The 23490-nt window shown below is 61.0% G+C and carries 21 protein-coding genes and 3 pseudogenes; 5 read left to right on the forward strand and 19 right to left on the reverse strand.

Features of this window, described 5'->3' with window-relative positions:
• The first annotated feature begins 67 nt into the window (after positions 1-67).
• Complete coding sequence (locus MUN84_RS19270; RefSeq protein WP_244695580.1) at positions 68-895, forward strand: alpha/beta hydrolase family protein; 828 nt, start codon at positions 68-70, stop codon at positions 893-895.
• A complete protein-coding gene (locus MUN84_RS19275) occupies positions 817-1845 on the forward strand; it encodes a hypothetical protein (RefSeq protein ID WP_244695581.1) in 1029 nt (342 codons plus the stop codon). Before MUN84_RS19270 ends, MUN84_RS19275 begins: the two co-directional genes overlap by 79 nt.
• Before the next feature lie 32 nt (positions 1846-1877).
• On the opposite strand, the gene MUN84_RS19280 is transcribed toward MUN84_RS19275, so the two are convergent.
• The 4 genes from MUN84_RS19280 to MUN84_RS19295 all read right to left on the reverse strand — a co-directional run bounded on the left by MUN84_RS19280 (position 1878) and on the right by MUN84_RS19295 (position 7174).
• On the reverse strand, positions 1878-3710 hold the full coding sequence (locus tag MUN84_RS19280; RefSeq protein WP_244695582.1) for a prolipoprotein diacylglyceryl transferase family protein: 1833 nt from the start codon (positions 3708-3710) through the stop codon (positions 1878-1880).
• A 437-nt stretch (positions 3711-4147) separates the two neighbouring features.
• Positions 4148-4885, reverse strand: coding sequence for a hypothetical protein (locus tag MUN84_RS19285; RefSeq protein ID WP_244695583.1), 738 nt, complete (start codon positions 4883-4885; stop codon positions 4148-4150).
• A complete protein-coding gene (locus tag MUN84_RS19290) occupies positions 4882-6474 on the reverse strand; it encodes an SDR family oxidoreductase (RefSeq protein WP_244695584.1) in 1593 nt (530 codons plus the stop codon). Before MUN84_RS19290 ends, MUN84_RS19285 begins: the two co-directional genes overlap by 4 nt.
• A 97-nt stretch (positions 6475-6571) precedes the next feature.
• Positions 6572-7174, reverse strand: coding sequence for a sce7726 family protein (locus MUN84_RS19295; RefSeq protein WP_244695585.1), 603 nt, complete (start codon positions 7172-7174; stop codon positions 6572-6574).
• 81 nt (positions 7175-7255) lie between these two features.
• On the opposite strand from MUN84_RS19295, the gene MUN84_RS19300 reads away from it, so the two are divergent.
• From MUN84_RS19300 to MUN84_RS19310, 3 genes are read left to right on the forward strand one after another with little or no spacing between them, the layout of a single operon-like run.
• Entirely contained in the window at positions 7256-7450 is a 195-nt protein-coding gene (locus MUN84_RS19300) for a hypothetical protein (RefSeq protein WP_244695586.1), read from the forward strand.
• 59 nt (positions 7451-7509) lie between these two features.
• A complete protein-coding gene (locus tag MUN84_RS19305; RefSeq protein WP_244695587.1) occupies positions 7510-8076 on the forward strand; it encodes an ArnT family glycosyltransferase in 567 nt (188 codons plus the stop codon).
• Positions 8055-9161 (forward strand): hypothetical protein, encoded by a 1107-nt coding sequence (locus tag MUN84_RS19310; protein ID WP_244695588.1) that lies wholly within the window; start codon positions 8055-8057, stop codon positions 9159-9161. The genes MUN84_RS19305 and MUN84_RS19310 overlap by 22 nt, the downstream gene beginning before the upstream one ends.
• 339 nt (positions 9162-9500) lie before the next feature.
• Here MUN84_RS19310 and lysA read toward each other — a convergent pair whose 3' ends face one another.
• From lysA to yiaA, 15 genes and pseudogenes are all read right to left on the reverse strand, one after another.
• On the reverse strand, positions 9501-10643 hold the full coding sequence (gene lysA, locus MUN84_RS19315) for a diaminopimelate decarboxylase (RefSeq protein ID WP_244695589.1): 1143 nt from the start codon (positions 10641-10643) through the stop codon (positions 9501-9503).
• Between the two features lie 118 nt (positions 10644-10761).
• Positions 10762-12086: pseudogene (locus MUN84_RS19320) on the reverse strand (aspartate kinase).
• Between the two features lie 136 nt (positions 12087-12222).
• Positions 12223-12381, reverse strand: a complete 159-nt coding sequence (locus MUN84_RS19325) for a hypothetical protein (RefSeq protein WP_244695590.1) — start codon at positions 12379-12381, stop codon at positions 12223-12225.
• 1213 nt (positions 12382-13594) lie between these two features.
• Positions 13595-14952 (reverse strand): annotated as a pseudogene (locus MUN84_RS19330) (M20/M25/M40 family metallo-hydrolase).
• 189 nt (positions 14953-15141) lie between these two features.
• Positions 15142-15716: pseudogene (locus MUN84_RS24740) on the reverse strand (hypothetical protein).
• On the reverse strand, positions 15635-16357 hold the full coding sequence (locus MUN84_RS19340; RefSeq protein ID WP_244695592.1) for a beta-ketoacyl synthase N-terminal-like domain-containing protein: 723 nt from the start codon (positions 16355-16357) through the stop codon (positions 15635-15637). Before MUN84_RS19340 ends, MUN84_RS24740 begins: the two are co-directional and overlap by 82 nt.
• A complete protein-coding gene (gene bioA, locus MUN84_RS19345) occupies positions 16350-17672 on the reverse strand; it encodes an adenosylmethionine--8-amino-7-oxononanoate transaminase (RefSeq protein ID WP_244695593.1) in 1323 nt (440 codons plus the stop codon). Before bioA ends, MUN84_RS19340 begins: the two co-directional genes overlap by 8 nt.
• Positions 17673-17796: 124 nt before the next feature.
• A complete protein-coding gene (gene bioD / locus MUN84_RS19350; protein WP_244695594.1) occupies positions 17797-18429 on the reverse strand; it encodes a dethiobiotin synthase in 633 nt (210 codons plus the stop codon).
• Positions 18430-18533: 104 nt separating this feature from the next.
• Complete coding sequence (locus tag MUN84_RS19355; RefSeq protein WP_244695595.1) at positions 18534-19244, reverse strand: hypothetical protein; 711 nt, start codon at positions 19242-19244, stop codon at positions 18534-18536.
• 63 nt (positions 19245-19307) lie between these two features.
• Positions 19308-20450, reverse strand: a complete 1143-nt coding sequence (locus tag MUN84_RS19360; protein ID WP_244695596.1) for an aminotransferase class I/II-fold pyridoxal phosphate-dependent enzyme — start codon at positions 20448-20450, stop codon at positions 19308-19310.
• 101 nt (positions 20451-20551) lie between these two features.
• A complete protein-coding gene (locus MUN84_RS19365) occupies positions 20552-20746 on the reverse strand; it encodes a hypothetical protein (protein WP_244695597.1) in 195 nt (64 codons plus the stop codon).
• 74 nt (positions 20747-20820) lie between these two features.
• Positions 20821-21828, reverse strand: coding sequence for a biotin synthase BioB (gene bioB, locus MUN84_RS19370; protein WP_244699057.1), 1008 nt, complete (start codon positions 21826-21828; stop codon positions 20821-20823).
• Between the two features lie 461 nt (positions 21829-22289).
• Positions 22290-22544: a DapH/DapD/GlmU-related protein gene (locus MUN84_RS24175; RefSeq protein WP_317239012.1), complete on the reverse strand. Its 255-nt coding sequence runs from the start codon at positions 22542-22544 to the stop codon at positions 22290-22292.
• A complete protein-coding gene (locus tag MUN84_RS19380; RefSeq protein WP_244695598.1) occupies positions 22517-22834 on the reverse strand; it encodes a maltose acetyltransferase domain-containing protein in 318 nt (105 codons plus the stop codon). Before MUN84_RS19380 ends, MUN84_RS24175 begins: the two co-directional genes overlap by 28 nt.
• Positions 22835-22910: 76 nt before the next feature.
• Complete coding sequence (gene yiaA, locus MUN84_RS19385) at positions 22911-23330, reverse strand: inner membrane protein YiaA (RefSeq protein ID WP_244695599.1); 420 nt, start codon at positions 23328-23330, stop codon at positions 22911-22913.
• Positions 23331-23490 lie beyond the last annotated feature (160 nt).

Raw genomic sequence — 23490 nt, forward strand, 5'->3', positions numbered from 1 at the left:
AAGAGTTGCACGGGCAGTCCGACCAGCGCCGCGCGGCCTGGGCCAGGCTACGCAGTCAGCGGCGAACATGCGGGCGTACCAGGACAGCGCGCGGGCGCGGTTTCGGCGGGTGCTGGGGCCGCTGCCAGCGCGTACGCCGTTAAAGGCGCGGGTGACGGGCACACTAGCGCGGGTAGGGTTCCGGATTGAAAAGGTTATCTACGAAAGTACGCCCAACCACCACGTCACGGCTAACCTGTACGTGCCCAATGGCAAGGGCCAGCGGCCGGCCGTGCTGCTGTTCTGTGGGCACGAGCAGGAGTCCAAGGCCACGGAGTCGTACCAGAAGACGGCCATCCTATTCGCGCAGAATGGCTTTGTCGTGCTGGTAATTGACCCCATTTCCCAGGGCGAACGGATGCAGCTGACCGATGCCACAGGCAAGTCACTGACCCGGGGCGGCACCACGGAGCATACCCTGCTCAACGCCCAAGCGGCGCTGCTGGGCCGCTCGGTGCCAGCTGCCCAGCTCTGGGACAACGTGCGCGGCCTCGACTACCTGCTCACGCGCCGCGAAGTGGATGCCGAGCGGGTAGGCTGCCTGGGCAACTCGGGCGGGGCCACCCAAACCGCTTATTTCCTGAGCTTCGACGACCGGGTAAAGGTGGCGGCCCTGTGCAGCTACGTGGCCGCCGGCGAGCGAAACCTGGAGCTAACCGGCCCCGCCGATGGCTGCGTGATGCTGCCTGGCGCCGGCCAGGCCGGCCTCGACCTGACGGAGTATCCGCTCATCTTCGCCCCAAGCCCCTGCTACTGCTGGCGGGTCGCTACGATTTCGTGGACTACCCCAGCCTGGAGGCTACCCACCAAGAGCTGCAGCAAGCGTATCGGCTGCTGGGCCAGCCGGAGCAGGTAGGCTTGTTTACCTATGACGACGGCCACGGCATTTCCCAGCCCAAACGCGAGGCGGCCGTGACGTGGTTTCGGCGGTTTTTGCTGCAGGATGCTACCCCCGTCCGGGAAGGAAGCCTTGCCGTGCTACCCGAAAAGGAGCTGTGGTGCACAACTACCGGGCAGGTAAACACGGCTTTTCAGCAAGAGCAAACCCTAACTACAGAATACGTTGCCGAAGCCCAGCACCTAGAACGGGCCCGGTCGGTGCTTACGCCGGAGCAGTTGCGTACCGCCGTGCAGCGGCAGTTGCAGCTACCTGACCCGCAACCCGTTACCGCAGAAGCCAAAGGAACAGCCGTAGCCCGTGGCATTACCTGGCAGAAGGTGCTGCTCCGCCGGCCAGGTGAGCCCCCGTTGCCGCTACTAGTGGCGCTGCCTACCAGCGGCACCCCGCAGAAAGTGACCTTGCTGCTCAGTGACGGTGGCAAGGCCCGTTTGGCTGACAGCACGGCCTTCATTCAGAGTTATCTGCAGCAGCAAACGGCGGTGGTGCTACCCGACCTGCGCGGCCTCGGCGAAACCACTGACCCCGCTGCCTTCAACGACCCCAAGTACTACAACCGCGAGTACCGTGCTGCCCTGCTGAGCCTGCATGCGGGTCAGCCCCTACTTGGGCAGCGGGTCACGGACATCCTGACGGTGCTGGCGTGGGTAAGCGGCACTGGCTCGTTGCGAGCAGCCCCCGTAGAAGTGCAGGCTACGGGCCTGACGGGGGTAGCCGCCCTGCACGCCGCCGTACTCACGGCGCAAGTCGGTAGGGTAGAGCTGCGGCAGACGCCAGCGTCTTTTCAGGAAATCCTCGCCGAGCCCACCCGCCACGACACGTACTCCTGGGCCCTGCCCGGCGTGCTGCGCCACTACGATTTGCCCCAGCTACGGCAGGCCCTGGGCACTCGGCTGGTAGGGCAGTAGCAGTGTGGCTGAAACGTATGGGTAGCTGAGCATTAGCGGGCCATGATGCGGCGGCTAATCCGCAGTCCGGCTTGCTGCTGATTGGGGTTGCCGAAGATGGCGAAGGAGCTGAGCTGCCAGGCAGGCGTGGGGCGCACGCCCGCCTCCACAAAACCCGACCACCGACTAGCACCTATTGGCATATCGTAGAGCTTGGCGCTGGCCACGCCGGCCAGGAGTTGCCAGCGGGTGCCCCCCAGTCCGGTGCCTACCCCCACTCGCTGCTGCGGATTTGCGGTACCATAGCCAAGGTAATTGTACTCAACTAGCCCGTACACCTTCTCTCGCTCACCTACTCGTACCGAGGCCTGCAGGTCCAGAATACTGATTTGGTTGCCAAATCGGTATTTGTGGTAGCCCAGGGCGCCAAACAGAATACCACCCCCAATCCCCAGCCGAGGACGGTCGATTTGCACGTAAGGGTTGAAGGCCGCCAGCAGGGTACGCCGACTGTAGTTATCCGGGGAAAGCGGGGTTTCATGGTCGAGGCCGGCATGCAGGCGAATGCCAATGGTTCTGTCGGCTTTGTGCACTTCCCCATAAGGATATACGCCGGCCATTCTAGTCCGGGAAAAGTCAATGGTGCCCGTGGCGTAGCGGTGCCGGTACTGCTCCAGGGGCGTAGCTCCGCCGCAGCCCGTGCTATTTTGCTCGCGCAGGAAGCGGCCCGCGCTGAAGCCGCCACTGAGCGTGTAGTACTTCTGCGGCGGGGTACGGGCCGAGTCCAGGGGCGTTTGACTGGTAAGCACAACTACCAAGCTGGCTAAACCAAAGGGCAGAGCCACCCGGCCGGGCTGCCACCCAGCGCCGCCGGCCCGGAATAGCAACGCCCCGCCTTCCAGCCCCAGCACGGCCAGCAGTAGCGCCTTTATCACGACAATTTCTGGGGCGCTCAGGGCCCAGGGACCCAGCCACGCCGTGAGTGCTAGCATGCCCGCTACGGCCAGCAGGTTGCGGCTGGGGAAATTGGGAGGAGCTACCTCGGCGGCGGCGGGTGCCCGGTGGCGGACCTGCCGTACCAGCCGCCACCACCAACCCAGTGCAAGTGGAGCCGTGAGCAGCAGCGCCCATTGCAGCTGCAGCAGCGCTAGGCCCGCGTGAGTATGCAGCTCGGCCCCCACAGGTTCGCCGGCTGGGTCGCGCCAAAACTCCAGCACAAACCGCCCCGCCAGCAAAAGGCCCAGCTGCAGCCAGCGCCAACTGCCCCCTGGCCACTGCCGGTGGCGCGTGAGCAGCAGCACCATAGCTACCGCCGCGCACAAGAGCAGTGCGTACCCCTGGGTAGGATGCACCGGCAAGGAGTGAGCGGCCCCGGCCGGCAGCACCCCCTGATACACCTGCACCAGGTAGGGCAGCGTGTCGGGAGCGTAGGTTAGGCCCCAGTTGCCCGCAGTCGGCACCCCGAAGCAGCATCCCGTCAGGAGGCAGCCCACGCACTGCACCACTAGGGCCACGCACAGGGGTAGGGCAAAAGCATCGTATACGTGCCGGCTATACCCAAGCGCCCGCCGTAGCAGGGGCAGGCATATTCCCGAGGCCAGAGCCCCACCCAAAACAGAACGAGCTTCGGAGGCCGGTAGCTGCCCCGTAGCAACCAGGGCCTGCCATTCCTGAGCCGAGAGGGCCAGCAGCTTGGTGCCCACAATAAAGGGCAGAGCAACACAAGCCAGCAGCACCAGCCAACTCCGCCACGGGTAGCCACGGCTTCGACCTTCCCACAGCAGTAAAATCAGATTGACTCCAAACCCGGCCACGTAAAAAATTGAGTAGTAATCAGGGCCGTGCGGGATGGCCAAAGTCCACGGAGTAGGGGTAGGTAGCGGCATACAGCAAATCCTAAGAAGTAGAAACTGATCTGGGGTATTCAGGCAAAAGCAGCTAGGGGAAGCTAAAACCGCCGCCCCGCCCAGGAAGTAAGGCAAGAGGCGGCGGCCGGGATGCAACGATAAAAACCGGTAGGTAAGGAGGGGCTTGGGGCCCGTCACAAAGGAATAGTGCGGTGGATAACGAGTTGAAGGTAGAACGGCGGGCGCAGGCAATGCCAACGAAAATACCACGCAACCAGACTTTATGGCCGGCTAGAATGGGGTGTAAATGAATGATTACAAATTAGATATGGGTACTATACCAGGCTTTTAGAATACCCAGCTCTGTAGCAAATAAACGCGCTGATGTAGCGGGGGCGGGTAAACGGTCAGGGCTTGTGCTTGGCACAAAGCTCGGCTCAGCCAGGGGTGGCCTTTACGCTACCTAGTAATAGCTTCTAGTTGCTACCCCCAAACACCATATAAACTCCTACCTGGCCTGCTCCGTCGGGCGCTATGGGTAGCTGCAAGTACAGGCCGCCCTCACCAACGGCGCCGCGCAAGCCGGCTTCTGCATATGCCCCAACTTCCTGCTCGGGCAGCGCCAGAGTTGTAATGGCCGCCCCAACTTCTAGGCGCAAACGACCACTAGGCAGCAAGCCGCCGTACGCACCACCCAATTGCAAAAACGGATTGCCCAGGCCGCCAAACTCGTTGGCATACGTGAGCACCCCGTGCCAGCCGGTTACTTGTCCGGCCCGAGCCCGGAGCTGGGGCACCACCCGGCCCGGCTTCTGGCCCTCGGCCCGGTAGTCGCCTAACCGCCCTATCCAAACGCCCAGCCCAGCTCCAAAAAAGCGGCCATCTACCGCTACGTAGGGGTTTACGCCCCATAGAGGATGGCTCGCGGCAGCCGAACCAGTAAGCGCCTGCTGCTGGCCGGCTCCCACCCGCAGCCCCAAAGTGAAATCAGAATCGTACTCGGCGTCGGGGTAGCGCCAGCGGTTACGACGGGCCAGGCCCAGGCCCGCGGCGGCGTAGCGGTAGTAGCCCGGTACGCGGCCGGCGGTGCCGTACGCAGCTACCCGCATTACATTCTCGGCGCTGTGTGTAGCGGTTGGAAGCGGCAAATCTGCTTCCTGGGCTAGCAAGGGCGTAGCACAAAGCGTTAGGCCCGCCGTAAGCAGTGCTTTCATGTCTGCGGGTTTGGGTAGCACATGGCCCATACAAAATAAGTGCAGCAGAGAATACGGGTTTCCGGGTGGCAAGTATCCGGCCAGGGCTCAGCCGTTAGCGGGGCAGCGGCTGGAGCAACGGCAGCCGGGTAGGGCGTGGCTTCCCCGTACTGCACAATATTTTCAATCATGCCCTTGAAAATGATGAAGTGAAAGGGCACCAGCGAGTACCAGTACAGGCGTCCGGCCAGGCCGTGGGGCCGAAACGCGGCTAGCTGCTCTAAAGTGTGCGAACCATCCTCATTATCTAGAATCCGAAACTGCAGCCAGGCCTCGCCGGGGAGCTTCATTTCGGCGTAGAGTAGTAGGCGGCGACTAGCTTTGTCGGCCACCAGCACGCGCCAGAAATCGAGCGGGTCGCCGGCGCGCAGCTTGGTGGCGGAGCGGCGGCCCCGGCGCAACCCCACGCCGCCCACCAGCTTGTCCAGAAGGCCCCGAATGCGCCAGAGCCAGTCAACTTTATACCAGCCCCGCTCCCCACCGATGGCCCACACGTTGCGCAGTACCTCCTGGGGTGGCCGCGTAAAGCGCAGCAGCTGACGATCTTGGAGCAGGCCGTGCTGGGGTATCTGAATGTGGTCCATGTAGTTACGAGGCATCACGCCGCTGCTCAGCGCGTCGCTCCAGCTGCTGACTACTTCGTTCTGCTCGATGCGCTGGAAGGCCAGCTCCACGGCCGCCCGGTACGGCATGCAGGGGTGGGGCACTACCGCCTGAATGCTACGGCGCTTGTCCACAATGGTATCGTTGCGCAGACTTTCTACCAGGCTCTGGGCCAGGGAGAAGGTAGTGCTGGTAACCAGATACAGCCACCACGACGAGAGCCGCGGCGTGAGCACCGGCACCGTAATAATGTAACGCCGGAGCCCGCGCACCTGAGCCAAGTCCAGCAGCATCTGGCGGTAGGTCAGCACGTCGGGCCCGCCAATATCAAACGACTGGCTGAGGCAAGCGGGGTTAGCGAGAACGGCCAGCAGGTAGTGCATCACGTCGCGGATGCCGATGGGCTGGCAGCGTGAGTTCAGCCAGCGCGGCGTCACCATTACCGGCAATTTATCCACCAAATCCCGAATAATCTCGAACGAGGCTGAGCCGGAGCCAATGATAATGCTGGCCCGCAGCACCGTGAGGGCAGCTTGCCCGGCCCGGCGCAATTCCTTTTCCACGGCCTTGCGGGAGCGAAGATGCACGCTCAGGGCCCGGTCGTTGGCAATACCGGAAAGGTAGATGACCTGCCGGCAACTGGTGCGGTTGAGGTAGTGGGTAAAGTGCCGGGCCGACTCCTGTTCCAGCCGGAAAAAGTCCTTGTTGTGCCCGCTCATGGAGTGCACCAGGTAGTACGCCGCGTCGATGTCGAGGGGAAGCTCCGCCAGCGAATCGGGCTTCAGCAGGTCGCCCTGCGCTACCGTGACCTGGCTGCGCAACCGTTCGGGCAACTCAAAGCGGCGGGCGTCGCGCACCAGACAGGTGACGTGGTGGCCGGCCTCCACCAGCAGCGGCAGCAGCCGCTGGCCGATGTAGCCAGTGGCCCCAGTAAGCAGAATGTTCATGGCAGCAGCAAACGGTTCAGTTGTCTAACTGCTTTCTGTAACAGGAAGTTATCTTTCCTGGCTACTTCCCGGCTCCTGCGCCGTTGGAAGGACATGTTTACTTCCGCTTGGGGCGCTTGCGGCGCCGGGCGGCCACCCGCTGCCGCTCCGCCTTACGCTCGGCCCGAAAAGCCAGACGCTCCTCCATGCGGCCCATCAGCTGGCGGCGCACGTGGTGGGCCAGGGCCGAAAGAGACACGAGTTGGGTGGTGCGCAGAAAATTCAGCACGTCGCGGCGGCGGTAGGTGCTCACACCCGGTAGCCCCTGGGCCAGCAGAAACTGCTTGATTTCCTCCAGGCGCAGCAGCGCGGCCACGGCAGGGCGCTCCACGGTGGCATTGTACAAAGCTGGGCGGTGGGCGAGCAGCCCCTCACTGGACGCCACGAGCACACCTACCCACTCCGGCAGCTGGGGCAGTAGCTTGGGCAGGTGCTTGGCCGTAACTACAAACGTGACGAAATCATAAGCCCGGCCGTAGCAGGGTAGCTGTTTGGCCACGCGCTGCAAGGTGTCGGCGTCGCCTTTCAGCTCGTAGCCGTGCATAAACTGCTCCGTGATGTGGACCACATCGGCGCGGGTAGTGCCGGTGGGCAGTTCATCCACGTACACGCCGCCTTGCAGCAAGGGGTAGAGCAGAGTACGGATTTCCGGATCGTTCATGTCAGAAGCAAGTAGCCGCCGAAGGGCCCGCAAAGTTCGGCGGAATAGACCAACAACGCTACGGGTTCTTTACCTTGAGGAATGAACACGCTATTCGGTCGTTATCAGGTGGCTCCTATTTTCTACGCGGGCCTGGTGTGGGTGCTCATTGGCTTGTTTGGGAAGCACCACACCGCCTTTCTTATTCTGGGCTTACTGTTTATGGCCATGGGGCTGAAGCGAGTAGAGCAGCCCCCGCAGGAGCCTCCGCAGCCCGAGAGCCCCGCCGACCAGTAAAGGAAAGCAGCAGGTACGCTTTGTCGCTACCTTTGGGGTGTCCTTTACCGCCGACCCCTATGCCCTTCCCGATGACCTCCCGCCGCTGGCTCTGGCTCTTGCTTTTAGTGCTCGGTGCGGCCTTTTTCTGGCAGCTGGGCAGTTGGGGGCCGCTGGAAAGCAGTGAGGCGCGCTACGCGGAAATCGGGCGGGAAATGCTGGCGGGCCAGGACTGGCTCCACCCGCGCCTGCTCGGGATTCAGCACTTTCATAAGCCTCCGCTTACGTACTGGCTCACGGCCGCCGGCCTGGGTCTGCTGGGCGAAAACACGCTGGGCGTGCGCCTGCTGCCGGTGCTGGCTGTGCTGCTGCAAGTGGGGCTCATGTACGGGCTGGCCCTGCTGCTGTTCCCGCAAGACCGGGCCCGGGCCCTGGCCGCCGCCGTCATTTACGGCAGCCTGCCCGTCGTGCTGATTTCGGCCCTCAACGTTACCACCGACGCCTACCTGGCCACCCTGGAACTGGCCGCCGCCTACGGTATTTTGCGCTACTACCACGGTGGCGGGGCGCGCTGGCTCTACCTGTTTTGGGTGGGGCTGGGCTGGCTTTTCTTACTAAGGGCCCCGTGGGGTTTGTGCTACCCCTGATGGCAGTTATTGGATTTTACTTTAAGCAGGGCCAACCGCGGCGGCCGTTCACCATCCACCACGCCCTGGGTTTTTTGGCATTTGCGCTGGTGGGGCTGAGCTGGTACCTGTACCTGATGGGCGAGAATCCGGCCTTTGTGCGCTATTTCCTGTTTGAGCATACGGTGGAGCGCTTTGCCAACGCGGCCACATTCAACCGGGCCAAACCCTGGTGGTTTTACCTCGTGCTGGCCCCAGCTACCAGCCTGCCCTGGGCCGTGGCCCTGATGGTGCGGGCAGTGCGCACGCCCTGGAGCTCGGTGCCGCAGCAGTGGCGCAACGTGCTCATTTTTTGGGTGCTGGTGCCGCTGGTGTTCTTCTCCCTGTCCAAGTCCAAGCTGCTGCTCTACGTGCTGCCCATCTTCCCCGGGGTAGTGCTCCTGACGGTGTACTACCTGGGCCGCTGCACCGAGGCCGCCTTGCACCGCTGGTACGTGGGCATCGTGGCGTTTTACGGGTTTTTGCTCGGGGCCCTGTGTCTACTGCCCATCTTCACGACGGTTATCAACCTGGGGTTTGAGGTAAAGCCCCTGACGGCCATCTGGCCCGCGGCCGGCGTGGTGGCCTTGGTGCTCACGCTCACGCTCTGGAACCAGGTGCGCATTGCCCCGCGCCTGTTGGCGGCCACGGTCCTGTTCACGGTATTCCTGCTGCTGTCGGCCAAGCCCATTATGCAGCAGAACGAGCTGGCCTTCAACGGCAGCCGCCCGCTGGCGGAGTTCCTGCGCAGCAAGCAGCTCACGAGCCGCCAGGTACTTGTGTACGACCAACTGCTGCCCTCCCTGGCTTTTGAGCTGGGGCAGCTGCCCGTATTCCTGAACGATGGCAACAGCAGCCTCAACCGCGAAACCCAGTTTGAGCCCGGCACCAGCTGGCACCGCTATCTGCTCTACCTCCAAGACCCGCAGCAGGAACCAGCCCTCGGTGCCTTGCTCCTCCAGCACCCGGTATTGCTGGTGAAAGGCGAGCTGAAGCCCGAGCGCCGGTGGATGCTACGCTACTTTCAGCAGCAGCAAAAGCTCGGCAAATGGACTATCTGGTGGTAGACGCCAACGCCTTGAAATTCAAGTAAAAACGTTGCTTTCTAATCCGGCTAAAAACAGAAAAGCCGCTACCAGAGGTAGCGGCTTTTTCTACGGGGTTGCAGTCAGCTATTCTATATCCACCCTACTCCATTCACCAACTGCAACACACCACGCAAAGAGCCTTCCTTTCCAATAAACCCTTTGTGCGCCGTTTGTTATTGAGTCAAAGGTAGAAAAGGCAACATCCAGTTGGCGGCAACTTTTGGCTAACGGCAACTTCTACACGGCCAGCGTCGTCTGTGACCCGACGGACGGAAATCCGGCGGGCAGCAGGGGCCACTTGGTAGGCTGCCGCGCCAGTTAGCGGTACACGGCTTCGGCCTTTTCGCGCAGGTTGTAGGCCGAGGACATCACCTCGCCGTAAGCCCCCGCCGAGCGAATTGCCACCAGGTCGCCGCGCCGGGTTTCGGGTAGGAGCACGGCCTTCCCGAACGTATCCGACGACTCGCAAATGGGCCCCACGATGTCGTAGGCCAGTTCTGGGCCCTGGCTGCTTAGGTTCTGAATAAGGTGGAAGCTGCCGTACAGCGCCGGCCGGATCAGCTCTGTCATGCCGGCATCGAGGATGGCAAAGCGGGTTTGCTGGCTTTCCTTTACGTAGAGCACCCGGCTCATGAGCGTGCCGCACTGGGCCACTACCGCCCGGCCCAGCTCCACGTGCACCTGCTGGCCCGGCCGCCGCTCCAGGTGCTGCTCAAACATACCGAAATAGGCAGCAAAGTCCGGAATGGAGTGCTGGTCGGGGTGTTGATAATCGATGCCTAGGCCCCCGCCCACGTTGAGGTGGGGCAGCTGGTGGCCGCGGCTTTCCAGCCAGGTTTGCAGCTCGTTAAGCTTGCGGCTCAGGTTGGCAAACGCCGACAGCTCCGTAATCTGGGAGCCAATGTGGGCGTGCAGACCCACCAGCTCCACATTAGGTAAGCTATCCAGCCCATCAATGACACCGGCCAAATCGGGCAGACTGATGCCGAACTTGTTGGCATCGAGGCCGGTAGTGATGTAGGCGTGGGTGTGGGCGTCCACGTTGGGGTTGATGCGCAGGGCTACCCGCGCGGTGCGGCCCTGGGCCCCGGCCAACTCGTTGAGCACCTGCAGCTCCGGCACCGACTCGGCATTAAAGCAGAAGATGTCGGCGGCCAGGGCGCGGCTAATTTCCGCATCAGACTTGCCCACGCCCGCAAATACTACGTGGTCCGGCGCGAAGCCAGCCGCCAGGGCACGCTGCACTTCGCCGCCGCTCACGCAGTCGGCCCCCAGCCCGGCCTGCTGAATGCGCTGCAGAATAGGTAGGTTGGAATTGGCCTTCAGGGCGTAGTGCACTTGAAAGTTGCCGGGCCGGGCCGCTGCCGTAAGCGCCGCCAGGGTCTGATCCAGCAGCTGCAGGTCGTAGTAATAGAAAGGCGTGGGCTGCTGGGCAAGCTCCGCCGGAAGTTGAAAAGGCATTATCAAAGGTTTTTAAGCTGTTAGCTAATAGCTCTGTTGGCTGTTAGCTCCTGACTATCGGTAAAAAGCTAGTAGCCAATAACTAACAGCTAGCAGCTATTAGCCATCAGCTAACAGCCTACTTCAAAAACACGCCGGCGTTCAGGGCTTGCAAGGCGCGTACTTTGTCGTTGGTATGCACCAGAATGCTGATGTTGTTGGGTGAGCCGCCGTAACTGATCATGCGCACTGGAATGTCTTTCAGGGCGGCAAAGGCTTGGTTGGCCGCGCCGTGCGCGTCCTGCCCCAAGCTGCCTACCAGGCAGATGATGGACTGATTTTCATCTACTTCCACAGTGCCGAAGCGCTGCAGCTCCCCGAGAATCTGGGGTAGGCGGGTGGCGTCGTCGATGGTTAAGGAGACGGCCACCTCGGAGGTAGTAATCATGTCGATGGAGGTGCGGTAACGCTCGAAAATCTCGAACAGGCTGCGCAGGAAACCGTGGGCCAGCAGCATCCGGCTCGACTTCACGTTGATGGCCGTGATGCCGTCCTTGGCCGCTACGGCCTTGATGGCCTCGGCCCCGGTTTTGGCCGAAATCAGGGTGCCGGGCGCTTCGGGCTGCATGGTGTTGAGCAGGCGCACCGGAATGCCGTGCTGGCGGGCCGGTAGCACCGAGCTGGGGTGCAGGATCTTGGCTCCGAAATACGCCAGCTCCGCGGCCTCATCAAACGACAGCTCCCGAATGGGGTAGGTACCCTGCACGATGCGCGGGTCGTTGTTGTGCAGCCCGTCAATGTCGGTCCAGATTTGGATTTCCTCGGCTTCCACGGCCGCCCCAATCAGGGAAGCAGAGTAGTCGGAGCCCCCACGCTTGAGGTTGTCGATGTGACCCTGGGCGCTGCGGCAGATGTAGCCCTGGGTAATGAACAGCTGCTCAGCGGCGTAGGGCGCCAAGGTAGTGGCCAGGTGCTCCCGAATGTACGCCGCATCGGGCTCCTCATCCACGTCGAGGCGCATGAAGTCCAGGGCGGGCAGTAGCACGGCCGGGCGGTGCAGCACCTGGGTTACGTAGCGGTGCACCAGCAACGTGCTCAGCAGCTCACCTTGGGCCAGTATCACCCGTTCCCCATCGGCGGAAAGCGGGGCCGAAGTCAGGCGGAGTATTGTGTCGAAATGCTGATTAAGCGCCTCAATGGCAGCCTCAGCGGTAGTAGCTTCTGGGAGCAGTTCGCGGGCTACCTCGTGGTAGCGCTGGCGCAGGACCTCCACCCGGGCGGTAGCGGCGGCCGTGTCGCCGGCGTAAAGCAGGGTAGCAATTTCCACCAGCGCATTGGTGGTGCCACTCATGGCCGAGAGCACCACGATGCGGCGCTGCAAGTGGGGGCATGAACCAACTCAGCTACTTCGCGCATCCGCTGCGGCGACCCAACGGACGTGCCGCCAAACTTTAGAATTTTCATAAACGGTGAAAAACGGGAGATAAGTGGCGCAGAAAAGCCCGTAAGGTTGCGGGCAGAAAAGAAAAAAAGCGCCGATCCTGGGCAGGACCGGCGCTTGAAGGTTCAGTAGTAGGGCTACGGCGAACAGGTGCGACGGTCAGGTCGGGTTGCGTTTCTTCGATTTCTTGACCATCAGTAGGCCCGCCGATACCGGCAGGGCTACCCGTTTGCCCGGCGCTACCTTCGTCCGCATGCCCGCTACTTCCGCCGAAGCCAGCAGCGTAGTGGTACAGAAGAAACAGGTAGCGTTTGTCATGGGAAAAGAAACCGCCGCGGATCAGGAGCCGCCGCGCTTTTGCGGCCGCAAGTACGGAGTTTCTACGAAAGATTCCAGCGGGCTGTATGCGAATTTTTCTATTTGACAGGCCGGCGAAATCCGGTGGCTCAACAGCAGGACGGGCTTTTTTGACTTAAAAATTCCATACGATCCACGTACCCTCGCTAATAATGCCAATAAATCGATCCTACAGCACTTATCGGGTTAGCGCACGGGCGGGCGTCTGTTTACTATGGAAACTTCGGCCGGGAGAGAAGTAGGCTTAGTGCCACGTAACAGGCCCTATAACTGGAGTTGTAAAAGGTATTGGCTGCCTGCTGGCCGTAGCTCGGTTCCCCGCCGAATCAATGGCCTCAAAAAGGACTGTGCACTCCTCTTGGGAACTGAATCGAAAATGTCCGCCGCAGGTAAACCACCCTACGTCTAGTTGGTCGCTCCAGGCAGTTAAGTAGGCCGTCGTTTGCTGCCCGTTACGTGTATGCCGCACAGTGGTTTTAATGAGGCAGTCGGAAGAGTCGCGCAAAGGGTAAGTAAAGTGAACGTAGTTCTCTGTGCCTTCGCTGTTGTCTGAAAAGACCTTTTTTACAACAGTTGGCGTACTTACCCAAGCCGGCGCCTGGGTATCGGGTGTGGCCGTTACTCGCCATTGGTAAATGGTTTTTACTGGCTGTCCCGAGATACGCACGTGGTTTCTGAAAAGCCAGGAGATATTTTCATTGTTGCGGCTGGCTCTCAATTCGTAAGTGTTACCGGCCAGCAATGGTTGGCTTGGTTGGAGCACTACCGATAAGTTACCACCATTCGTCACTGGGCGGTCCTTCACAATCAGGGGCACCGAGTCATGCGCTGACCACAGGTATACTTGGGTAGCATACCCTATTTGTTGCATCTCCTTGGAAAGATAGACAGAGAAATCTGTTGACAATAGGATAATCTGACGGGGTTGAATCACCTTTACCTTTTCGCTTGGCCATACCGTAATCCACGGAGAAACGTCACACTGGGCCAGGCCGGAACAATTCCAGATAGCAACGTAAAAAGTAGAGTCAATAAGGATAGTCGAAACATATTTTAGGGAAAAAATATAATGGTTTTCCATTGAGTAGTAACGTCAAATAGGTATAAACCCATCCCCTTGAGCCGGTGTGCTAACTCAAGGGGATGGGTTTAGTTTCAGACAGCGCGAAGCCGCTTACCGCACCGGCTTCGGGATAATCGGCAGGCTCTCGTGGCCTTCCGCATCTACCGATACTACCCCGAAAATGTAGTTGTCTTTGCTGTGGGGTAGGTCGGCTTTGGTATCCGTTACGAAGAACTTCTGCTGCCACTCCGGGGCGCTGGTTTCGCGCATGAGCACGTAGTAGCCGGCGGGCTTCTCGCCCATTTTGGGGCTTCCCACTTCAGCTCCGTGCGGTTGGTGAGGTTGGCCGTGAGCACGCCCACGTTTTCAGGGGCGGCGGGGGCCAGGGCCAGGCTGGCCAGGGTAGCCAAGTTCACGCCCGTGTTGCGGCGCAGGTAGGGAAAGTCCATGAACTTGGCGTAGTCGCCGTACTCGGTGCCGCTTTCCGTGCGCAGATCCTGGTGTTGGTGGCGGAAATCCTCGTTCATTTCCGAGAAGCGCACCGCCGTGAAGCCTTGCTGATTGAAGGGCGTATGGTCGCCGCCGCGCAGGAATCGGTCGGGGCGATACTCCAGCACTACCTCGTGGCCGGGCACGTACTGCTGGCAGGCCAAGCGGGTGTAGCGGGCCAGGTTGCGGCTGGGCGAGTCATTTTCCGAGGACAGCGTGCGGCGGACGCGGGCTTCGTCGGCGGTTTCGGTGGCGGGCACCCCCTCGCTGAACACGCGCAGGCGCTTGTCGTCCTTGATTTCCGGGTCGTGGCCCGAGGAGTTGCCCATGATGTCATTGTTGAGCATGGCCACCAAGTTCCAGCCTTCCTTTTTAGCGCGCTTGGCTAGGTGGGTGGAGCCATAAAGACCCTGCTCTTCGCCCTGCACCGCCACGAAAATGATAGTAGCCGGAAACTGCTGCTGTGACATCACGCGGGCCAACTCCATCACGGCTACCGTACCCGAGCCGTCGTCGTTGGCGCCGGGCGCGTCGGCGGTGGCGTTCATCACATCCGTCACCCGCGAGTCGATGTGGCCGCTCACGATGAAAATGCGCTTGTCCGTGGGGTCGGTGCCGGGTAGGGTAGCCATGACGTTGGCCATGACCACGGGCCGGTCGATGCGGCGGCCGTCGGGCTTCACGGTGAAGGTGTCCTGCTCTACTTTCAGCCGGCCCCCGCTGGCTTTGCTGTATTTCTTGAACTCATTTTCTACCCAGTTGCGCGACGCCCCGATACCGCGCTTTTTGCTTTTGGTGTCCGACAGCGTGTGACGCGTACCGAAGCTCACGAGTTTGTCAATGTCCTCGCGCAGGTTTTTCTCCGAAATATCCTGCACCATTTTCGTAATGAGCGGGTCGGGGGTAGCAGTGGGTTTGGTTTGGGCGAAGGCGGTGGCGCTAAGGCCCAGGGAAAGCAAAAGCAGCGTAGAACGGCGCATGGTTGGAATCAGGATCAGGATTGGAATGGGCAAGAGACGCGCAACAGCCCTCGGGCGTTGCGGCGCAAGGTAAGGACCGTAGCGGGTTGGCCGGGTATAAGTTATGGGCCGATACGCGGAATACAGCAGGTTCCAGCCGAGCCCGAAGCTTTTACCCAGGATGACAAAAGCAAAACGCGCTGTCTGCTCTCAGGCTGGCACCTCCAGCCTGGATACTAACGCGCTGGCCGCATTGCCCCCAAAACCGGCCGCATTCACCAGAATGCGCCGAATGGGATGCGCAACGGCCGCAGCCAAATCCGTAGCGAAAGGTGGGGCGGGCCACTGCTGCGTAGCCAGCACGTGCAGGGCAAAGTCCAGGCTCAGGGCCGCCGACGCGCCCAGGGTGTGACCAATCAGCCATTTGTTAGATAAGAGCGGGGGGAGCAGTTCCCCGAAAACGGCCCGCAAGGCGGCCCGCTCGGCGGCGTCCCCGGCGGGGTGCCGGGGCTGTGCAGCACCACTGCGTCTATGTCCGCAGGAGATACCCGGGCCTGAGTCAAAGCCTGGCGGATGGCCTGCTGAAAGTGCTGACCATCAGCTGAGAGGCCGGTTTTACTACCAATGGCTTCAAAGCCAAATCCTACGCTTTCCAGAACAAACAAAGGTTCGGTAGTTGGTTCTGCTGCCGCGCGCGCCCGGCTTAGTTTTTCCAGGGCAAATACGGCCGCGCCTTCCCGAGGACAAACGTGGAGGGCCGGCCGGCCCCGGGGCGGCAGGGCCACTGGGCGGCCGCGTAAGGGGAATAAATACCAATGGCCCGCATCTGCGCCAACGTAAAATCGGTGAGCGGGGCCTCCGTGCCGCCCGCCAGAAAGCGCGTAGCCATGCCCGCGCGCAGCCAGGCCATGGCATTGCCCAGGGCCTGAAAAGCGCTGCTGCAGGTGCTGGAATGGCTAAGAGCGGCGCCATCGGTGCTACCGGCATCAAAGGCTACCCAACTGGCCACGTTGCCCAGGGTGGTAAGCGGGGAAGCCGCGGCCGAAACGCTTCCCTCAGCCAGAAACTCGGCGTGAAATTCTTCGAGCCGTTGCGTGGCTCCCCGGCTGCTTCCCATGCTGACGGCTAGGGGGTGGTGTAGCACAGCTACTGAACCCGAATGCCAGCCGGCGGCCGCGGTGGCTTGGCGGGCCGCCAGCAACCCCAGCAGCACGGTGCGGTCGAGCTGGCGGTAGGCCGGAACCTGGCGACGCAGCTGAGTTACGGCAGCTTCAGCCGCGGTAGGCAGGGCCGCCACGGGTAAGCCGGCGGCGTGGGCGCTGAAGGGAGAAGTAGGAGCCGCAGCGGGAGCGGGCACCAAGCCCAGCGCCGACACCCGGCCCCGGCCCCGAATCAGAATCAGGTCTTCCGCAACGAACTCAGTCATGCAGGTATTCGGGCAGGGTAGGGGCGGGCTGAAAGTTGAGGACCAGTTCGCGCATCTGGCGCAGCACGCTGTAGAGCAACTCTAGCTCCGCGTCCGTGGTGCAGTAGGGTGGCAGCAAGTACACCACATTGCCCAGCGGCCGCAGCACCACGTGGTTATCCAGGGCCAGCTGATAGAAGGCGTCGCGCAGGCGGCTGAAGTAGCTGGTGCCCTCACCGGCGTCGTACTCTACGGCTAGAATGGTGCCGCGGTGGCGCACCTGCCGGATGCCAGGTTGGGTTTCGATTTCCTGGCGAAAAGCGTCGTGAGCGGCTTCTATGCGCTGCCGCTGCCGGCTGCATTCGTCGGCCCGCGTTAGCTCCAGACTAGCCAGGGCAGCGGCGCAGGCTACGGGGTTAGCTGTGTAGGAATGGCCGTGGAACAGGGCCCGCATCTTATCGTCGCTCAGAAAAGCTTCGTAAATGGGCGCGGCGCAGGTAGTCAGGCCCATGGCTAGGGTGCCTCCGGTGAGCCCCTTGGAAAAGCACATGATGTCGGGTTGCTCTTGGAGCAGGCTGCTGGCAAAGAGCGGTCCGGTGCGGCCGAAGCCGGTCATCACCTCATCGGCAATGCAGAGCACGCCGCGCTGGTGGCAGCGGCGCAGCATTTCGCTCAACACCTCCGGCGCGTACATCACCATGCCCGCCGTGCCTAGCACCAAGGGCTCGAAAATAAAGCCGGCTACCTCGGGGCGGGCCAGCAGAACATCAAGCTGGGCCAGCACCTCGGCTTCCCTCCCCGGCACCGGCACATCAATAAACTCCACTTCAAAAAGCAGAGGCCAGAAGGGCTGGGTGAAGGCCCCACGGCTACTCACGGCCATAGCTCCGAAGGTGTCGCCGTGGTAGGAGTCGCGGAAGCAGAGGAAGGTGCGGCGCTCCGGCTGGCCCAGGTTATGGAAGTACTGCAACACCATTTTCAGGGCCACCTCCACGGCCGTCGAGCCGTTATCGGAGTAGAATACGCGAGCCTGATGAGTAGGCAGCAGGGCAAGCAGCTGTTCGGCCAGCTCTACGGCGGCGGGGTGGGTGAAGCCGGCAAACAGCACGTGCTCCAGGGTCCGGAGCTGCTCACTCACGCGCTCCGCAATGTGCGGGTGCGCGTGCCCGTGCAAGTTCACCCACCAGGAGGAAATGCCATCTAGGTAACGGATGCCGTCTTCGGCAATCAGCCAGCTGCCTTCGCCGCGCACAATGGGCACGGCCAGGGGAGCAGTCTGCATTTGAGTATACGGGTGCCACACAACGGCATGGTCCCGCTCGGAAAGGGTAGGCATGGGTAGGAAACAGACTAGGGCGGCAAAAGTAACGGGAACCGTTAAATGGCAAGGCCGCAATGCTGCTACCGGTAGGGAAGGCGCGGCCCGGAAAAAGCCTTACCGCCTGTCACGCCCTGCTAAACTACTGCGAAGGATTAGCGGCAAACCACGCTCGAAACTCGGCGGCGTAGCTGCTTACTACCGCCCGCGACAGTTCCGCTTCTGGCCGCACCCGGGGCAGCAGAGGCACACCCGTATGGTGGGCAATGAAGTCTTCGGTGGCTGGAGTAGGCTCGCCATTGAACACCAGGCCCCGCACTCGCAGCCCGCGGGCCTGCAAGGCTTCCAGAGTGAGCAACGTGTGGTTGATGCTGCCCAGGTAATTGCGCGACACCACTACCACTTCCAGCTCGAGGCGCTGAGCAAGGTCGGCAATCAGAAAACCTGGGGCTAGGGGTACCAGTAGGCCGCCCGCTCCTTCCACAATGAGGTGGTTGCTGGTTTGCGGAAGCTGAAAGTCAGTGGGGTGCAGCGCCAAGCCCTCGGCCGCGGCCGCGGCGTGGGGCGAAGCCGGCAGCTGCAATCGGTGGCGCTCAGGCCAGAAGTGGCTCACCGGATTACCAACCAAGCCGCGGACCGTGCCCGCATCGGTACTCGGTTCCAGGCCTGCCTGTACGGGCTTCCAATAATCAGCTCGTAAGGCTTCGGTTAGGATGGCCGAAACCACAGTTTTGCCCACATCGGTGCCGATGCCGGTAATGAAAAGTCGTTCCAAAGGAAAAGCGCGTTTAAACTTCTAAAGCGCCCTTGCGGGCGTTCCAGGCAAAGGGCGGCAAAGATGCAGGAGTTTCAGCAGAGGATTTCTGGGTAGCCGCCGCGTTACAGCGTAACGTCGGGCTCGATTTCCCACTCGTTGGGGGCTTTCAATGTTTTCAGGGTCTTGAGTGCCGGCAGCGCAAACGACTTTGCGGGGGAGCTGGTCGTCTTCCCGCCAATCTTGCCTTTGGAGTAAATCCGCTTCTTCATCAGGAAGTTGTAACTGTATTGTTCCCGCTCAAAATCCATTCTGTGAATGCGGGTAAAATCAGCTCCAATCAATTGAAAATCTTGGCCGTTATACCGGAATTTGTATTCGGTGCCCGCTGAGTAGTTAGTCGAGGTTTTATAAGATTCCTGAAAGACTAGTTCTAGTAGCCCTCTTGTAATCTCTATTCGCAGGAAAGGGTCATTGAGTTCCTCATCGTCGTTTTCAAGGTCCTGATCTTCCGGTATGAACGTGTTGCTTTGCTCTTTCAACTCAAAACCACCCGTCGCGCCTGATTTAACTAAGATAGCCAGTATACGGGGTTGACTTTTAATTTCCGATCCTTCATGTATCTGCGTAACCAGGGTTTTGTGCTGTAGTATAAGCGCAGCATCTGGCAGGCCGTCTTTATTTAAATCTCCCACGGCACTGTCGTGAATAAGCCAGCCCTGCGGAACAAAGTCAGTTATTTCTTGTCCTTTCGTTCTCATTACGGGATAGGAAAACTCCTGTCCGTAGGAAGTAACGACTAGAGCAGAGAATAGAAAACCGACGAACAGTTTCATACAGCGCGGACAGTAGTGAATAGCGTGAGAAGCAAAAGTATGCTGTTGACCAGTGCAGTTCTCTTATCCTGAGATGCGAGTCAATAAGGTGGCCAGCTCGTTGATTTCCGCCTCCGTGTTGTACGAATGCAGAATAAGCCGCAGCCGTTCCGTGCCAGTCGGTACTGTGGGCGCCACAATGGCCCGCACATCGAAGCCCGCGGCTTGAGCCGTTGCCGCTACCTGCCGTACATGGGCCGGACCCGGCGCACCGGTAAAGAAAACCGGGTGAATAACGTGGCTTTCCGGTGGCACCCGCAGCCCCGGCACGGCGTTTAAACGAGTTCTTAGGTAGTCGGAAAGCGCGAAAAGCTGCCGACGCTCGGCTAATAAATCGGGCAACACCTCGTACGCCGCCGCCAGCGCAACGACGGAGTGCGGGGCTAGGGCCGTGGTGTAAATAAAAGGTCGGCTGAAGTTCAGGAGGTAGTCGCGGAGCAGGGTAGCGCCTACCACGGCCGCGCCCTGGCTGCCCAGGGCCTTGCCAAACGTGAGCACGCGGGCGAATACGTCGTTTTCCAGTCCCAATTCAACGACCAATCCTTCGCCCCGCGGCCCGTAGAGGCCGTTGGTGTGGGCTTCATCTACCACCAAGTACAGCTCCCGTTCCCGGCAAAGCGCCGCCAGCTCTGGTAGCGGGGCCATGTCGCCATCCATGGAATACAGGGACTCTACGGCCACGAATACGGCGCCGGTGGCGCGGGCCAGCTTGCGCTCCACATCAGCTACGTCGTTGTGGCGGAAGCTCCAGGCAGTAGCAAAGGAACCCCGAATGCCATCCTTCACGGAGGCGTGCGAGGCTTCGTCGTAGAGAATTGTGTCGCCGCGGCGGGGCACGGCGGCAAAGAAGCCCAGGTTGGCCGCGTAGCCAGAGTTGAAAAGCAGGGCCGCTTCGGCCCCGTGAAACTGCGCCAGCTGGGTTTCCAGGGCTTCCGCCGCGGCGGAGTTACCGGTAAGCAGCCGCGAGCCGGTGCTGCCCGCCGCATCTACGGCAGCCAGCAGCGCCTGCTGCACGGCCGGGTGACGGCTCAGGCCCAAGTAGTCGTTGGAGCTGAAGTCAACCAGCCCCGCGGGAGGTAGGGTTAGGCGGCGGCGGGTACCGTCGGCCTCCCGCTTGGCCAGGTGCTCAGTCAGCCGCTGGTGCAAAGGAGAGGAAGCGGGCGGCATACGGTGTAGCTGAAGTTAAGCTGAGTGGCGCTGCACCGAAAACCACAGGCTACCGTCGCTCTCGAAACGACGAGCGGTAACCACAACGGTCAGGGCATCATCTATCTGCACTTGGTCGCCAACCCCAGGTAGCAGCTTGTGGCGCTGGTACAGCTGGTGTAAAGTGCCCCCACCTGATCCTCCAGGTCGGTTATAGCGCGTTGGGCATCTACCCCGGTGTGCTGCTGGCGGATGCTGTCGGCGAAGGAAGCGTCTAGGTTAAGGTCGAAGGTGAGGTCCATGCGGGTACTGAACAAAATCTGAATGAAATCAGCCAGCAGCAGCTCCCCCTATGAAGAACCACTGCTGGCTGAGGAAAGAAACAACGTGTTTACGCGCCTACTGGTACTTCTTTGCCCAGCACTACGGCGCCTTCCGGTACGTCTTTGAATGACTTGCGGGGCTTGAGGCCGAGCAGGGCAAACATCTGCTTGTCGGCGTCGAAATCGGGGTTGGGGGTAGTCAGCAGCTTCTCGCCCGAGAAGATGGAGTTAGCGCCGGCCAAGAAGCAGAGTGCCTGCTCCGTGACGGGCATTTCCTGGCGGCCGGCCGAGAGGCGGACCATGGTGCGCGGCATCAGAATGCGGGCCGTGCCAATCATGCGCAGCATTTCCCACACGCTCACGCGGGGCTGGGCAGCCAAGGGAGTGCCTTCCACGGGCACCAGCGCATTCACCGGCACCGACTCGGGGTGGGCCGGCAGGGTAGCCAGGGTGTGCAGCATGGCAATCCGGTCCTCGTCGGTTTCACCCAGGCCAATGATGCCGCCCGAGCACACCGAAATACCAGCCTTGCGCACGTGCTCCAGCGTGTTCAGCCGGTCGTCGTAGGTGCGGGTAGTAATGATTTCCGAGTAGTGCTCGGCGCTGGTATCCAGGTTGTGGTTGTAGGCGTAGAGGCCAGCTTCCTTGAGGCGCTCGGCTTGGTACTCGTTCAGCATGCCCAGGGTGCAGCACACTTCCAGCCCAATGTTATTAACCTCCGTCACCATGTTCAGTACCCGGTCGAAGTCGCGGTTGTCGCGCACCTCGCGCCAGGCGGCGCCCATGCAGAAGCGGGTGCTCCCGCCGTCTTTGGCGCGCTGGGCCGCGGCTAGTACCTCGGCATCAGGTAGGAGCTTGTGGGCCTGCACGCCGGTATGGTAGCGGGCGGCCTGGGGGCAGTAGGCGCAGTCTTCGGGGCAGCCGCCGGTTTTCACACTCAGCAGGGTGCAGACCTGCACCTCGCCAGTAGCCTGGGTTTCGGCGTGGATGGCCGCGGCCTGGGTTACCAGCTCCAGTACGGGCTGGTTATAAATGGCCTTTACTTCGTCAAGGGTCCAGTCGGTACGAATCAGCATGGGGCGGGAAGAAGTCGTTTGTGAGTTGAGGTAGGGGTGGGGCTGAACTACTGTAGCCCGCGAAGTAGCCAAAGCCAGCTCGCGGGCTGCAAGATACATGAGAAGCCGATTCTGGAAGGTGAAGTCGGCTGTCATTCTGCCGAAGCCTCTGCACTTATTGCGACAGGATAGGTGATACCAAGTAAGCTCGACTGTTCTGCTACGCGGAGTTGATACCGAGCGAAACGCCGCGAAAAACTTCCAGAGTAAGTTAGCTGAACCGTATATGTGTCCAGTAAATCAGCTACTTACTGCATAATGTGGCGCGGTTGATGCAGGAGCAGTGCCGGCATCGGATAAAATGTTACTCGGCTAACTATTCCAGTGATGTAGTCAGGCTTTCTCCAGGGTAGGTAGTAAAAGAAAGGCACCCAATCCTCAGCAACTGCTTTCGTATACCTAACAGCGGTGCACCGTAACCTTTAAATGCTCCGCAGCACCCGGCAGGGGTTGCCCACGGCTACTACCCCGGCCGGAATGTCTCGCGTAACGACGCTGCCGGCCCCAATAGTAGTGCCCGCACCAATGGTTACGCCGGGCATAACGAGCACGCCAGCCCCCAGCCACACATTGTCGCCCAGGGTAATGGGCCGAGCAAATTCCCAGCCGACTACCCGCGGCCCCGGCTCCACGGGGTGCCCAGCCGTCGTCAGGACGACGTTGGGCGCAATAAACACGTTGTCGCCGATGGTGACGGGGCACAGTCGAGGATGGTGAGGTTGTAGTTGGCGTAGAAATTCCGACCCAGGCGAATGTTGTAGCCGTAGTCGCAGCGGAAAGGGGCCTCTACGTGCGCGTCGGTTTCGTAGCCCAACAGCTCGGCTAGCACCTGCTTGTTGAGCTGCACTGGCTCCTGGTTGTAGCGGTGGCAGAGCTGCTTGGCGCGCACGCGTTCAGCCGTTAACTCGGGGTCGTTGGCCTGGTACAGCTCGCCGGCCAGCATCTGTTGTTTTTTGGTTGGAGCCATGGGGTGAGAGCGGGTTTGCAAGGGCGCCCGCCCCACCAAGATACTGGCACTTCCTCGCCCCGCAACCACCCGGCCGCTAGCTGAGGTTGGGAGCAGGTTCCGGAGTCGGCCCTCCGGCCCGGGCGTCGCGGGTGTTTTTCTGCACGGCAATGGCCGCGAACATGCTCAGCCCGAACGACATGGCGTAGAACCCTTTCTCGCTCAGGGCTAGGGTTGCATTCCACAGCCCTACGGTGAGCAGCACCAGCGTCAGCAGGACGGAAAACCAGCTCAGCCCGTAGTAGATGCCCGTTACGGGAATGCCTTCCAGCTGGTCGCGTACTGATTTCTGCAGGGAAATGGCCGCAAACAGCCCGTACATAAGCACAGTGAAGTAGTAGCCTTTCTCGTTCAGCGGCATTTGCGCGTTCCAAAGTCCCACCATGAAAGCCGATAATCCCGTTAGCAGGGCTACCCAGGAAGCGGCAATAAAGGCATTGGAAGGTTTCGTGTTCATCTCAGGAAGGCGCCGGGTGGATAAGGTTGGTTTGGTGAACCCGACTGCCCAAACGTAGCGGGTGCCTGCCAGCTGGCCAGCCGAATTATCACGCCCATCAGACTTTTCGCCTGGTCCTACTCCTGAGCCGCCTACCCGTGTTGCTCGCTTGATACCAGCC

The sequence above is a fragment of the Hymenobacter sp. 5516J-16 genome (assembly GCF_022919335.1).
GTDB classification, from domain to species: domain Bacteria; phylum Bacteroidota; class Bacteroidia; order Cytophagales; family Hymenobacteraceae; genus Hymenobacter; species Hymenobacter sublimis.